This window comes from Amorphoplanes digitatis (genome assembly GCF_014205335.1).
Lineage (GTDB): Bacteria > Actinomycetota > Actinomycetes > Mycobacteriales > Micromonosporaceae > Actinoplanes > Actinoplanes digitatus.
The window spans coordinates 2159050-2171824 of sequence record NZ_JACHNH010000001.1; the positions used below are offsets into that span (position 1 = coordinate 2159050).

Annotated in this window: 15 protein-coding genes; 4 read left to right on the forward strand and 11 right to left on the reverse strand. The window is 66.7% G+C overall.

Going from position 1 to position 12775, the window contains the following annotated elements:
- Positions 1–358: 358 nt before the first annotated feature.
- The 10 genes from BJ971_RS09795 to BJ971_RS09840 all read right to left on the reverse strand — a co-directional run bounded on the left by BJ971_RS09795 (position 359) and on the right by BJ971_RS09840 (position 6833).
- Entirely contained in the window at positions 359–2341 is a 1983-nt protein-coding gene (locus tag BJ971_RS09795; protein WP_239087481.1) for a hypothetical protein, read from the reverse strand.
- A gap of 20 nt (positions 2342–2361) precedes the next feature.
- Positions 2362–2727, reverse strand: coding sequence for a hypothetical protein (locus BJ971_RS09800; RefSeq protein ID WP_260414871.1), 366 nt, complete (start codon positions 2725–2727; stop codon positions 2362–2364).
- A 211-nt stretch (positions 2728–2938) separates the two neighbouring features.
- Positions 2939–3478: a hypothetical protein gene (locus tag BJ971_RS09805; RefSeq protein WP_184991782.1), complete on the reverse strand. Its 540-nt coding sequence runs from the start codon at positions 3476–3478 to the stop codon at positions 2939–2941.
- 42 nt (positions 3479–3520) lie between these two features.
- Complete coding sequence (locus BJ971_RS09810; RefSeq protein WP_184991785.1) at positions 3521–3982, reverse strand: hypothetical protein; 462 nt, start codon at positions 3980–3982, stop codon at positions 3521–3523.
- Between the two features lie 155 nt (positions 3983–4137).
- On the reverse strand, positions 4138–4632 hold the full coding sequence (locus BJ971_RS09815) for a single-stranded DNA-binding protein (RefSeq protein ID WP_184991786.1): 495 nt from the start codon (positions 4630–4632) through the stop codon (positions 4138–4140).
- 95 nt (positions 4633–4727) lie between these two features.
- Complete coding sequence (locus BJ971_RS09820) at positions 4728–4907, reverse strand: hypothetical protein (protein ID WP_184991788.1); 180 nt, start codon at positions 4905–4907, stop codon at positions 4728–4730.
- The gene (locus BJ971_RS09825; protein WP_184991790.1) at positions 4900–5088 is read right to left on the reverse strand and encodes a hypothetical protein; all 189 of its coding nucleotides are present in this window, start codon (positions 5086–5088) and stop codon (positions 4900–4902) included. Before BJ971_RS09825 ends, BJ971_RS09820 begins: the two co-directional genes overlap by 8 nt.
- Positions 5089–5251: 163 nt before the next feature.
- Positions 5252–6226: an ABC transporter permease gene (locus tag BJ971_RS09830; protein WP_184991792.1), complete on the reverse strand. Its 975-nt coding sequence runs from the start codon at positions 6224–6226 to the stop codon at positions 5252–5254.
- Positions 6223–6594, reverse strand: a complete 372-nt coding sequence (locus tag BJ971_RS09835) for an RRQRL motif-containing zinc-binding protein (protein ID WP_184991793.1) — start codon at positions 6592–6594, stop codon at positions 6223–6225. Before BJ971_RS09835 ends, BJ971_RS09830 begins: the two co-directional genes overlap by 4 nt.
- Positions 6594–6833 carry a DUF6284 family protein gene (locus BJ971_RS09840; protein ID WP_184991795.1) on the reverse strand — a complete coding sequence of 80 codons (240 nt, stop codon included), beginning with the start codon at positions 6831–6833 and terminating at the stop codon, positions 6594–6596. The genes BJ971_RS09835 and BJ971_RS09840 overlap by 1 nt, the downstream gene beginning before the upstream one ends.
- Before the next feature lie 661 nt (positions 6834–7494).
- On the opposite strand from BJ971_RS09840, the gene BJ971_RS09845 reads away from it, so the two are divergent.
- The 4 genes from BJ971_RS09845 to BJ971_RS09860 all read left to right on the forward strand — a co-directional run bounded on the left by BJ971_RS09845 (position 7495) and on the right by BJ971_RS09860 (position 11544).
- Positions 7495–8265 carry a GntR family transcriptional regulator gene (locus tag BJ971_RS09845; protein ID WP_184991797.1) on the forward strand — a complete coding sequence of 257 codons (771 nt, stop codon included), beginning with the start codon at positions 7495–7497 and terminating at the stop codon, positions 8263–8265.
- A gap of 11 nt (positions 8266–8276) precedes the next feature.
- Positions 8277–9062, forward strand: a complete 786-nt coding sequence (locus BJ971_RS09850) for a protein phosphatase 2C domain-containing protein (protein ID WP_184991799.1) — start codon at positions 8277–8279, stop codon at positions 9060–9062.
- A gap of 107 nt (positions 9063–9169) precedes the next feature.
- On the forward strand, positions 9170–10156 hold the full coding sequence (locus BJ971_RS09855) for an HNH endonuclease (RefSeq protein ID WP_184991801.1): 987 nt from the start codon (positions 9170–9172) through the stop codon (positions 10154–10156).
- 476 nt (positions 10157–10632) lie between these two features.
- The gene (locus BJ971_RS09860; protein ID WP_184991803.1) at positions 10633–11544 is read left to right on the forward strand and encodes an AbiTii domain-containing protein; all 912 of its coding nucleotides are present in this window, start codon (positions 10633–10635) and stop codon (positions 11542–11544) included.
- 106 nt (positions 11545–11650) lie between these two features.
- Here BJ971_RS09860 and BJ971_RS09865 read toward each other — a convergent pair whose 3' ends face one another.
- Positions 11651–12631 (reverse strand): NaeI family type II restriction endonuclease, encoded by a 981-nt coding sequence (locus tag BJ971_RS09865; protein ID WP_184991805.1) that lies wholly within the window; start codon positions 12629–12631, stop codon positions 11651–11653.
- Positions 12632–12775: the final 144 nt, after the last annotated feature.

Below are 12775 nucleotides of genomic sequence, written 5' to 3' on the forward strand. Positions count from 1 at the left end.
TCTGTATACGGTCTTGGGACTTCACGGATTTCACTTCACGGACTTCACGGAGGCTTGCGCGCGCGCACGCGCACGCGTAGATGCACCTCACAGACCTGATCGTGAAGTCCGTGAAGTGCATGAAGCGCGTGAAATGCATGCCCGCGGGCGTCACACCGCGTGACGCTCGGAGATGGCGTGGGAGTGTGGTGTGGTCAGCCGTTGCCGACGCAGAGACGGCAGCTGAGAGCGCCGCGGCGGAACTGCCGGGCCGGGCGCATCAGCCCGCAGTACGGGCAGCGGACGCTGACGACGCGGGCCCGGCCCCCGGGCCGCCACGTGGCGGCCCGGCGGATTCGGCGGACGATCGTCGAGCCAGTCATGCGGCACGCGCCAGCGGCTCGCCGTCGCCGCCGTCGGGCGGGACGATCTCGTAGACACCGCGGTCGTTGCTGCGGTGCAGCAACGGGTGCGGTCCCTGGCAGAACTCACCAAGGATCTTCGACAGCGTGGGTGGCTTGAGGCCTTCCTCACCGACGATTTCGAGCAGCGGTGCGAAGTTCGACGGCCGCACCGTGCGCACGCCGTTGCCGTAGGCGGTGAGGATCCCGTCGCGGACCATGCCGCGGATCTCGACCGGGCTGTACCTGCGGCCGCCGGCCGCCTCCAGGTCGAGCGGGATCCGCGGCCGGCGCGGGACGGTGATCGGCTCGTGCGGATCTTCGTCGGGCGGGCAGTCCGGGTCGACCGGCGGCGGCGTGCACTCGACGTCCTTGTCGGCGTCCGGGTCGTAATCCTCATCGTCGTCACGGATCGACGCCGCGGGGGCGCCCGCGACCGGTGAGACCGGCCCGCCGGCCGAGGGTGCCTCGCCGATGCTGGCCAGGTAGCTGACCAGCTCGGCGACGACCTCATCCCGGTCGATCTTGTAGGTGCGACCGGGCAGTGACCAGTCGTCGGGGTCGGTGCCGGGCAGCTCGGCATAGAGGGCGCCGGGCTTGCGGTTCCTCCACGACGGGTCCGCGCCGGCCTCGATGGTTTCCTCCGACAGCACGCGTGCCGCCTCTCCGACGTCGCGGACGCCCATGCACAGCACCCCGCCGATCGTCGAGCGGACCGAGGTGGGCAGCCGGTCACCGGTGGCGCGTTGCTGGCCGAGCAGCAGCGCGATTCCGGCCGAGCGCACCGACTCGGCCAGCTCGACCATGGTGTCCTCGGCCTCGATGAACTTGCTGGCCTCATCGACGATGACCAGCTTGAACTTCGGGCACTTCGTGCATCCGGCGATCCACTGATCGTGGCCGTGACCGCCGATCTGCGCGGCCCGCCTCGCCACGTCCAGCACGAGCCCGTCGAGGTAGCGCTCGCCCTCGGCCGGGTCGTGGATCATGACGTGCATGGCGTCGCGGAACGCCTTCGGCAACTGGAGTCCCTTGCGGCCGTCAATGTAGACGACCTCGGCGTCGTGCCGGGAGCGGGCCTCAGAGGCGAGCATGACTTGCAGCGCGGTCTTACCCGAGCCGGACTGGCCGAGCAGGATCAGCACGCCCATCGCGTTGCGCTCGGCGTCCGGGTCGCCGGGCAGGATCAGCGGCACAATCGAGCCGGTCTGGTAGACCGCGAGCCGGATCGGGTCGGCGATCGACCCGCCCGGGGCGGACAGGCCGGGCCAGATCGGCGGGTGTTCGAGCATGTCGACCGGGGACACCTCGATCCGGCCCACCCGCGGGGTGTTGTGGTTGCGGACCATCCGCACCCCGCCGGGCGGCACGTCGAGCGCCGAGGCGATCGCGGTGCGCACCTCGCGGGTGGCGAGGCTGCCGAAGTCCGCGCCGTGCCGCATCTCGGTGTGCGTGACCACCCGGCCGTCGAGCACCTTCGGCTTGCCGGTCTTGCCGATGTCCTGCAACTCCTTGACCCGCTCGCCGAGGTCGCCGAACAGGTTCGCCCGGGCGTCGTCGCCGCGGCCGTGGAGCAGCTTGGTCACCGCGAGCATGATCGACGCAGTCACCATGATCAGCAGATAGGTCATGATCTTGTCGAAGGACCAGCGGGAAAAGGTCAGCACGAACAGCCCGGCACACGCCGCGGTCGACATCAGCAGCGACGCCGCGCGCAGCGGGAGCTGCCGGGGGCGACCGACGGCGTAGGTGCACCACACGATCGCCGTCGAGCAGGCCAGCACGAGCGCGGCCCGCCACGCGACCTGCCACACGCTGGGGTTCGCGTAGGCACCCCACAGCCTCGACAGGACGCCAGCGAGGATGAGGTTGACGACCGCGGCGGCCGGCGGGATCACGTACGGCGCCGGATTGCCCTTCACCTCGTGGGTGGCGCCGCGACGCAGGTCCCCCGCCCGCAACGTTCCACTCTGGCGGGCCATCAGGCGGCCCGCCGGCCGGTGTCGCGCCCGCGGACGGTGAAGTCGCTGGCGCCGGGCTTCTCGTCGTCGAGGGCCACCAGGAATCCCTCAAACCGGTTGCGGCACACCCGGGCGTAGGCGGCCACGGCCAGGAACTCGTCCGCGGCGCGCACCAGCGGCCGGGCGACCTGCCGGCCCCAGAACTTCGCCCGCATCCGGGACAGGCCGTTACGCCGGCCGTAGCGCTCGATCTTCATCCGGATCAGCCCGGCCAGCTCGTCGACCTCGTCGTGGGCGGCGATGCCGACGGTGCGGATGCCTTCGAGCAGGTGGAGCAGGTCTTCGTCGTCCTTGATATCGACGTCGGGCATGAGACGGCGAGCCATCACGGTCCTTTCACCAGGTGGAGGTGGTCGGCTGTGCGGACGCGTCGAGGCCATCTGCACCCGACGTGTCGCGCCCCTCCGGCGACACACGAGGCGTCGCCAGAACGGGCGGAGGTGGCGCGCTTTCGCACCGGGGTAGCTGGGTGGGCTAGGTGAGGCGTCGTGCCTGCAGCGGGTTGTCGAGACACGACGCCTCACCGCGGAGGCTTTGTCAGTAGCGCTCGACGTAGCGCTGACCGGCCTTGGTGGTCCGAACGATCACGGCGTTGGTCCACACCTCGGCGCCGCCGGGGAGGACCACCTTGGCGCTGCCGGCCCATCGTTGACGCGCGTTGGCGAGGTCGACCGGGGCGAGGTCGTCTTCGGCCAGGGCGTAGATCAGGCCTTCGCGGGCTAGGCCGGCCAGGTCGTCGAAGGAGATCATGCCGAGCATGAAGGTCAGGCTCAGGCCGTGGCGGGACCGGCCGGGTGAGCGCAGGACGCGGTGCGGGTCGTTCCAGATGTAGCTCTCGCCGGCCTTGGACCTGGTCAGGAACATCTTGCGTCGGTAGGTCTTGATCAGCCCGGGCGTGAGGTCGTCGATCTCCTCTCCGTTGAGCTTGGTGACGATCAGGCCACGCTCGGCCAGGTCGCACACAGCCTCGGGGCTGACGTCCTGCTGCTTGAGCATGTTGTCGAGCAGTGCCCGTTCGCCGCACAGGGAGATCAGGGTTCCCATGACACGCCACTGCTCGGGTTCGAGGGTTCTCATCAGGATGTGCTCTCCGATTCGTGGTCGGACGGGTGATCATGGTCAGTGGTTGGCGGCGTAGGTGCGACCGCGGGCGGTCTGCCGGGCGTACGCGAACAACGGCAGGTCCCGCATCTCGCGGATCGGGATCTCCGTGTCGGTACCAAGCAGGTAGGTGTCGAACAGGTGCCGGTCGGCCAGCTCGCACAGTTCGCCGAAGCTGACCGGGCTGACCAAACCGCGCAGCAGGGTGAGCAGGGTCAGATCGGCGTGGGTGCGCAGGGCGCACATCACCAGGTGGATCGGGTCGTGGCTGGCGTGGTACATCCCGGCCTTAGTGATCCGCAACCGGATCGCCTTGTCCGGCAGCCGTCGTACCGCTTCGAGCGGCACCTCGTCGCCGTCCAGGCGGGCGTGCACAAGGCCGCGGTCGACGACCTCGACGATGGCGTCCCGGTCGACGTCCTGCTTCATGCAGATCACGGCCATGCTCGGGTCCCGGCGGCGCGAGGCCGGGCTGATCAAGGACGGGTCGTACAGGTGGCCGATGACGCGCCAATGCTCTGCACTCAGTTGATGGCACTTGCTCACGAGCGGCTTCTCCGATCGAAGAACGGTTCGCAAGAGGTTCGGGGCTTGCAGCTGGCCGCGGCACCGTCGCAGCAACCGGCCAAGACGAGCTAGAAGGGCGGCTCGTCGTCGAGCGCGCTGCGGCCGGCTGTCGTCGACGCCGGGGTGGGCACAGAGAACGGGTCATCGTCGGAGCCGCCGCGCGGGGCTGCTGCGGCGTTGCGGCCGGGCTCGGCGGTGCGCGTGAGCTTCATGACCTTGGCGCGGGCGTAGCGCAGGCTCGGGCCGATCTCGTCGACCTCGAGCTCGTAGACGGTGCGCTTCTCGCCTTCCTTGGTCTCGTACGAGCGCTGCCGCAGCCGGCCGGTCACGATGACCCGGGTGCCGCGCTTGAGGGATTCGGCGACGTTCTCGGCCGGGTCGCGCCAGATGTTGCAGGCCAGGAACAGCGGGTCGCCGTCGCGCCAATCGCCGGACTGCCGGTCGAGGTAGCGCGGGGTCGAGGCGATCCGGAAGTTCGAGACCGCGGCCCCGGACGGGGTGAAGCGCAGTTCGGGGTCGTCGGTGAGGTTCCCGACGATGGTGATGGTGGTTTCGCCGGCCACGATGGGTGGCCTCCTTCGTGCTCGGGTGTGACTGCCAGGGCTGGCAGCCACCGCACGGAACCCGTTACGGGGCAACGGATTCCGCACGGTGGCGGTCAGCGGCGACCGCGACGGAACGCGCCCTCGGTGCGTGCCCGTTGGGCGTCGCGGGCACGGTCGTAGCTGGCGCGGGGATCGGTGTACGGCCGCGACTCGGAGTCGACGACGACCAGCAACCGGGCTGTGGCCGGGTCGGTCGACGTGCGGCGTGTCGGCTTGGCCGCGGGCCTAGCCACGGCGCTGGTATCCGGACTGGCCCCGGCGGGCCGCGCCGTGCTGCGGTGCGCTGGCCGCGTCGTGCCCGGCGGGCATCAGGTGGCCGCGGCTGGCGTCGTAGACCGGGCGGCCGTCGGCGATGACGCGGCCCGCGGCGTTCTGCGTGCTGCCGTACGGGTTGGAGGTGGCGTTGAATGCCATGATGAGGTCGCTCCTTGTGCAGGAGTGACGGGTGGCCCCGAGCTGTCCAGGCGAGAGGGGCCGCCCGTGCCGCCGTTCTGGCGGTCACCGCGCAGGACCGGCTTTGCCGGGCCGGTCCCCACGGTCGCCGTCCCACGGCGCTACTGATCTGCGGAATCGCCTCTCAGCGCTGGTCTGCGTGCATCAGGTGGGCCAGAGCGGCACCCATGCCCAACACAGCCACGGGAATGCAGGCCACGATCGCGGTAATCGGCCATGGGGCCGTGTCCCAGCCCGCCGAAACCATCAGGTGATAGGTGATCTGCCCGAGACCGCCGAGCACGAGCGACGAGATCGCCGAGCCGCGGGCGAACCGCCGGGCGGTCTCGTTCACCCGGCCGGACAACCACACATAGAGCGCGTACGCGGCGTAGGTCTCAACACCGATCGGCAGGGTGATCGCCGTGTCGAGCTGGAAGTCGGAGATGCCGGGCAGCAGCGTGACGCGGCCGAACCCGGTCAGGCGTCCCATCTCGACCCAGCCGCCCCAGATCGCGACGAACGCGGGCAGGCACAGGATCAGCACCGGCCAGACCACCGGCTTGCGGGGCGTCCGGGCCGGCAGCGCCGCGGATTCGTCCACGGCCTCACGGGTCACCTCGGTGATCTCCGCGGCGACCTGCCCCGACGCGGCAATGGCGGATGCCGGCGTGTCCGGCGGCGCGGTTGCCGCGGGTCCGGCCTCGGCCGGGCGGTCGTCCGGATTCGGCGCGTTCGGGACCGGTGTGACGACGCCGGGGTCGTAGGTCTCCTCGGTCTCCGTCTCTAGGTCCTGCGGGACGTCGGGGACGACGTGCAGGTGCGGGGCGGGTCCGCTCTCGTCCGCGTTGGTTACCGATTCGAGCGCGATACGCCGCACGTCGGCGACGTGCGCGGGCGACTCGGATTGGTGGTCGATGACCAGGCGGACGGTCTCCCAGTTGACCCGGGCGAGGGCGTCGCGGACCAGGCTGGCCTTCGGCCTGCCGATCCTGAGGTGGGTCATGAGCTGTTTGAGCGGGGGCAGGCCGCCGCGCTCGATAGCGAGGTCGACGGCCCGGGGCAGCAGGTTCGTGATCGACGGCGTCAGAACGGCCGTCGTCGGGTTCGGTGCGGTCATGCGGCAACCTCCGAGGGTGCGCAGGAAAGGCACTCGCCGAGCGAGCGCGGGATGACGTAGGGCCGCACGCAGCGGCAGGTGGGACAGGTCCGCCGGGCGCGCATCGCCTTGGCGAGCGCCGCTCGAACGGCGGGAGTCGCGGTCCGCTTCGGCCGCGCGAGGTCGAGCCGGTACAGGTACGCGGCCCGCTCGCCACCAACACCGCGCCAGAGGATCTGCGCAGCGATCGGCTGGCCGCCAGGGCACAGTCCGCGGGCGCGGAGCTGCCGGCGGGTGGCGAAGCCCGCGGGCGCGCCGCGCCACCAGAACGTGGGAAGGCCGTAGCGTTCGCCTTCGGGGTCCCGGTACGCGGCGCGGATCCGGGACATCAGGCCGCGGACCGCAGCCCACTGATCGGCCGCACCGGGCGGGCCGCGGTGCGGGTGAGGGCGGCCTCGCTACGGCGCGTGCGCCGCCAGTCCAGCTCGCTCGGGCCGCCGGTGGTCAGGTAGAGGGCTCGGATCTCGGCGTCCAGGACGGCGAGATCGGCCTCGATCTGCGGCCACGCGGCCTCGATCTCAGCCAGATCACTCAGCGACGGGCCACCCGTCTCGAAGTCGATCGACATCAGTCGGTGCATCCTTCCGGGTCAGGCAGCCCGAGCCGGCCGGCGGCGCGTCATACGCGGTCGCGGCTGACCCTGGCAAGCCGGGCAGTGGGTCTCGTCCGGTGCCAGCGGCGCCAGGCCGCTACAGCCGGTGCACTCGCGCCAATAGGCGCTCTGACGTGCCGAAACACGAAGCATCGAAGCGAGAGCAGGCATAGCAACGCCTCCCAGCTCAAGCGGAAAGGTCAAAGAGAGCGCCGCACGGCAGCGCACCCAACGTGGGGATGCGACCTGCCGCGCGACGCGGCACTGAGGGTGATCAGCGGCAGGCTTCCGGGTCTCGCTCGCCTCGCTCACCCGGGACCTACCGGGTTCGACCGCCACGCGGCTCAATGCGAAGTAATTACTGCTCACGGCCTAGCCGTGCCGCTGTGCTGCTGGCGCCGCCCGCATCGCCGTCTCCCGACGGGCCGGGTAGAGCGCCTGACCGTTCGCTGTACAGGCCGGTCAACGCTGCCTCTGTGGAATTCGTCAATGAACAGGCCCGGAAGGGTCGCGAGCGTCAGCATGTCCGTATGTCTGTATACAGACCTACAGACGAGTCATACCGTAAACAGGCTTTGAGACCTCTGTCAAGCGGGTCTGTACACAGACATACGGACATCGCGTAAAGTGGCCTGCCATGAGCACTGGCCCCACTGACGCCCGCCCGCTTCAGGTCCGCCTCGCCGACGACATCCGCATTCAGATCGAGAACGGCCAGCTCAAGCCCGGGGATCGGCTGCCCACGCTGGACGAGCTCGCCGCGGCTCACATGGTGTCGTTGGCAGTCGTCCGCAAGGCTATTGACCTGCTGAAACAGCAAGGCCTAGTCGTTTCCCAGCAGGGCAAGGGGAACTTCGTCCGAGAGCGCCCGTCCGCCCGTCGGCACGGCATCGAGCGATACGCCAAGTCTCGATGGCGGTCCGGGAAGGCGATCTTGACTGCCGAGGCGGAGGCACAGGGCCACACGGCCGGCCAGATGATGCGGGAGCTGGCGGAGGTCCCCGCCCCGAAAATCGTCGCTGAACGCCTAGGGATCTCCGAGGGAACCCCGGTTTGGGTTCGCCGACGCACGACGCACGTAGACGGCCGACCGAATCAGCTGGCCGACTCCTACTATGAGCTCCCGGTAGTCGAGGGCACCCTGATCAGGGAAGAGAACACCGGCCCCGGCGGCGGATATGCGCGGCTCGAGGACGCCGGCCACGAGCTTGACGAGATCTCCGAAGAGTGGCGCGTACGCATGCCGACCGGCCCCGAGAGCGTCGCGCTGGCGCTGCCGGCTGGCACGCCGGTCGTCGATTTGACTCGCACAACGTACGACGTCAGCGGCCGCGCGGTTGAGGTCATGCTCGCGGTAATCAGTGGCGACATGGTCCAGATGGCCTACCGATTCAAGATTCCAGACTGAGAGGCGAGCACTTGCGGGTCATCGATGCAGTCACCGAGGCCGCGCCTGGCAGCGCCAACGAGGATCTGTGGCTCGTGGGCGGCGATTGGGCCTTGGTTCTCGACGGCGCGGGCCGTTATCCCGGCGAGACGGGCGGGTGCATTCATCCGATCACCTGGGTCGTGGCTCGGCTCGGCGAAAACCTCGCCAAGAACCTCAACGGACGATCCGCGGATCGCCTCGCCGACCTCGTCCATGACGCAGTGTCCGCGACCATGCGGGACCACGGCCTAACCTGCGACTTGACTGACCCACTCTCACCCGGCGCCGCGTGCGCCGTGGTGCGTCACACCGGCTCGCATATCGAGTGGCTCGTTGTCGCCGACTGCGCCGTCGTTGTAGAGCAGCCCGGCGGCGAATACATCACTGTGATTGACGACCGCGTAGACCGCCTCCCCGATGCCCCTGTGACCGACGGAGCGGTAAAGACGTACAGGCCAGAATTTGTTGCGACCGTACGGAACAAACCAGGCGGCTTCTGGGTGCTCGGCGCGGTTCCCGAGGCCGCCGAGCACGCGTTAACCGGCAGCTTGCCTGCCGCCGGCGTACGACGGATTCTGCTCTGCTCGGACGGCATAAGCCGGCTGGCTGAGCGCTACGGCTGGACTTGGTCCGCGATTTTCGAGCAGTTCGACTCAACGAATGCAGAGGGACTGGTCAGAGCCGTACGGGTGGCTGAGCAGAATGACCCGAATCCCGGTCGGTGGAGAGGAAAGCGGCACGACGACGCAACCGCGGTGGTCCTGAACGCACGTTGACCTAGACAACGGAGCGTGCGGTGCCAGTGTTCCAGCAGGGCAAGACTTGTAGCTCTCAACCTTGAAGGCTGATAACGCAGCGTCATCTGGGGTGACAGGATGACGCCATGCCCTCGGACCAACTTCTTTCGGTAATTGGCAAACTCTCTGACGGTCATCGGCGGCGTCTTGCTTGGTTCGCCGATCACGCCGACGAGGTCAGTGCTCTGCCCGGACCTCTGGACGACGGGTCCCTGCTGGTATCCAAGCCCAAGGGGATCTACAAGCCAGCTGACCTTGAGTACGCGCTGAGCGTCCGGTTGAACCTGCATAGTTCCTACCCGGACGGTGAGATTCGGAGGAGAGAGGACGGCAGCTGGTTCTTCAACTACCACCAAGAGGGCAACTCCGCGGCCTTGCGCGACCGTGCGTTCACAAACCTCGGATTGATGGCCTGCATCCGGGATGCTGTCCCTGTGGGAGTGCTGAACGAGGTTGCTCCAGTGCGCGGTCGCAGCCAGTACTTGGTGTGGGGCCTAGCCAGGCCGGTGGCGTGGGAGGACGGATACTTCTTCTTCGAAAGCGTTGCTGGCCCAGATGGGCCCCGGGGTGACACCGCCGCGGAAGTTCTCATTAGCGACGCCGAGCGATCTATTGCTGAGCATGACGCTCCGCCGGATGACGACTACGACGCCAGGCGGCGAACCTTCCGGGAGATCGTCGAACGACGCGGTCAGCCCGGCTTCCGCCGGAACCTGCTGACGGCGTATGCCGGGTCGTGCGCTGTCACCGGGTGCGCCGCGGTCGACGTGCTCGAGGCCGCACATCTACGGCCCTACCGTGGCCCTGCCTCGAACACCGTGACCAACGGCCTGCTACTTCGGGCTGATATTCACACATTGCTCGATCTCCGACTACTGGCGATTAACCCCAAAACCCGGACCGTCGCGGCATCCAAGTCGCTGAAGCACACCGAGTATGCGGAGTTGGACGGCCGCAGCATCAGGGAGCCTGTGCAGTCGGCATACCGACCAGCGCGTGACGTTCTGGACTCGCTGTGGCTCGCCTTCCGTGATGCAGAGGCGTTGAGGGAGGGGCGGTCGCCGGTTGGATGATCAGCTTCGAGTCGGAAGCTGAGAGATCCGGCAACAACCGCCCTCATAGTTGTGGCCATCACGGGCGACGTTCGAGTCAACCGGCACGTCGGAGGTGAACGTCGTGCGCGCTGGCGCGCAGACCTGCACACTTGAGATGCGAGTGAACGGCCCGTATCGCGCTTGACGTGTGAAAACGCCAACATCAATGGCCTGGAGTCGTGCGGTCGAGCGAGCAGGTTTCTGTACGCCAGTCAAGGCGGCGCGCGGGCCACTTTCGCCGGCCGACCGCGCCTTGCCGCTTCGCTCACGGCGCGGACCGGCGGTGCCGTCTGCGGGACCCGCCGGATACGCCGAAACCTCGATCATCCGACACCGGCAGATCGAGGACTTGGAACGGGTAATGATCGGGCGCCTGCCTGCGGCCCGTCCGGGCGGCGGCGATGGGTACATGATCGATGATCGAGGCGTTAGCGTCGCGTCGCTACGCTGTGTGGGTGAGCCTCATTACCGAAATCATTGACGGTGCTGCGAGCGACGCATCGGTCCCTACCGTGCTGCGTAAGTTGAAGATCGTCGCTTTCCGGACAGGCTCCGTCAAGCTTGCGGATTGGGTCACGAAGGAGCTCGATGGATACGCCTCGGGTGATCCGATTCCCACCTACCGCGGTCCGATTGGGACGATCGTACTCGGGAACTTCACCGGCATTGGTGGCCGCACAGCCCAGAACGTACCACTCCCGCCGAGCACATTCCCAGAGGAAATCCGCGAGTCCCAGCTTTTCATGCTTAACCTCCACGATTCGGTCGCCAGCATCGAGGAGATGGCCAATAAAGACCACATCAACATGGCATGGCCGTCCGATGCAATGCGTTACTACAACTCCGGTGTGCGTTCGGGCACCATTACTCGGATTCTCGTGGATGACATGATGCTTGCCTCGGCGCATAGGCCGATCATGCGCCATGTATTCGTTGGCGTGCTGGACGCAGTTCGTAACCGGGCGCTGGATCTCGCCCTCGAACTTGAAGGAGTTTCCGCTGAAGTTGGCCAACCTGATGCGCCTGCTGAAACACGAGAACGCGCCGCGAGTGTCGCGAACACTTTCAACTTCTACGGCAACTCCAACGTGGCTGTCGACAGTTCGCACTTCGAACAGTCCATGACGGTGCAACGTGGAGACCTGGAATCCCTCACCCACGCACTCCGTGAGATCGGCGTTTCCGACGTGGCAATTGCCGACCTGCGCAACGCCATAGCCGCGGACGCCGACGAAAGCGGCGGCGCGCCGCCGCTTTCGCCCGGCTCCCGCGTGAAGATGTGGCTCGCTCAGGCGACTACTCAGTTCGGAACCGGTGCCGCAGCCGATCTCGCCGCAGAAGCCGTAAAGGCCTATTTCGGGGGCTAGCAAGTCGTCAGGTATCGCGCCTAGAGCCACAATTGATCGACCACATCGAATGCCTCCAGCCGTAGGGCCTCCGGGCGGTTCCTGGGCCTTAAAGAAAATTGTCGATCTAAATCCTCTTGGTCTTCTTGATTTCTGGAAGTTTTGGCGCGGGTTCTGTCACGGCTTCGCCCTCATGGGCGATTCGCCATCGCCTGCCGTCAAGTTCCACTGTTGGCCGGCCCGAATTCATTGCTGGAACGACGCGGAAGCTAACAACCTCTCCAGCTTGAGGTTCGGGCTGCTCAAGAGTCTTAGCGATTCTGCGGTGCACCTCATAGTCGCCTGCGATGAGGTATCCCTCTTTCCGCAGGACGGTCCGAGCACCGCCGCCGTTATCTCGGAGGCGTGCCATGTAGTCATCTTGCTGTGCCACTGTTGCTATTGTGTTGCGTCCAATTCGCCGTCCTGTAACTAGTCGACAAAGATTATTGATTCTTGCCTGTCCGGAGGAAGATGCGAAGATTTTCGCGATCGTGGCGGCGTCGAGACTTAGGAGGATGTTTGGCGGCAATTGAGCATTTCGGAATAGCCATTGAATCTGGGAGGCGCCGCGCTGATTGAGTTGAGTTTTCCTGTCGCGGTTTGATGTCTCTCTGCGGTTTGCCTCGCTTGCTCGTACAATACCGAGGCTCCATGTTCCATTCTCGTCACTGGATGTTGCGACAAGGAGCAAGTGATTAAAACACTCTGGCGGCAGCATCCAGCCGTTCAGCCTCTGAGAGTATTTGCAGTCAATGTCATGGCCAAGGACTCGGTAATCGAGCGGGCTATCTTCGTCGGGCACGTCGTCCAAGACGTCATCAAATGCTCTGCGTAAATTGATTTCGAAAAGACTGCCGTAATGGGTCTTTTCTGTCTTCATTAGCTGATCCCAGCGGTAACGGCCGGTGTGTTGGCCATCATACAGTGAGTCGAAAGTCCGTCGGAACACATCCGCGAGTCGAATGCCTTGCGGATCGGCGAGTAGGAAAGCGCTAGCTATTTGCTCCCGTGCAGGGTCGGGATCGAGGCCAAATGTGCTAGCAAGGGCAAGCTGTTCACCGTTCACGGCAGGGACGGTACTACCTTCGCACTGCCAAACTCCAGGGGCCGTCGGGAACGCGAGAGCTGAACCCGACGGGTAGAGCGGTACCCGACGGGCGTCGCTGGCGTGATGATCTATCTCCTCCGCTTCGCAGATGTCGTCGGCGTC

Coding starts and splice junctions, on each gene's coding strand:
- BJ971_RS09840 (WP_184991795.1), bottom strand. CDS start 6,833: ATGTCGATCGACTTCGAGACGGGTGGCCCGTCGCTGAGTGATCTGGCT.
- BJ971_RS09805 (WP_184991782.1), bottom strand. CDS start 3,478: ATGAGAACCCTCGAACCCGAGCAGTGGCGTGTCATGGGAACCCTGATC.
- BJ971_RS09835 (WP_184991793.1), bottom strand. CDS start 6,594: ATGTCCCGGATCCGCGCCGCGTACCGGGACCCCGAAGGCGAACGCTAC.
- BJ971_RS09825 (WP_184991790.1), bottom strand. CDS start 5,088: ATGGCATTCAACGCCACCTCCAACCCGTACGGCAGCACGCAGAACGCC.
- BJ971_RS09800 (WP_260414871.1), bottom strand. CDS start 2,727: ATGGCTCGCCGTCTCATGCCCGACGTCGATATCAAGGACGACGAAGAC.
- BJ971_RS09845 (WP_184991797.1), top strand. CDS start 7,495: ATGAGCACTGGCCCCACTGACGCCCGCCCGCTTCAGGTCCGCCTCGCC.
- BJ971_RS09830 (WP_184991792.1), bottom strand. CDS start 6,226: ATGACCGCACCGAACCCGACGACGGCCGTTCTGACGCCGTCGATCACG.
- BJ971_RS09855 (WP_184991801.1), top strand. CDS start 9,170: ATGCCCTCGGACCAACTTCTTTCGGTAATTGGCAAACTCTCTGACGGT.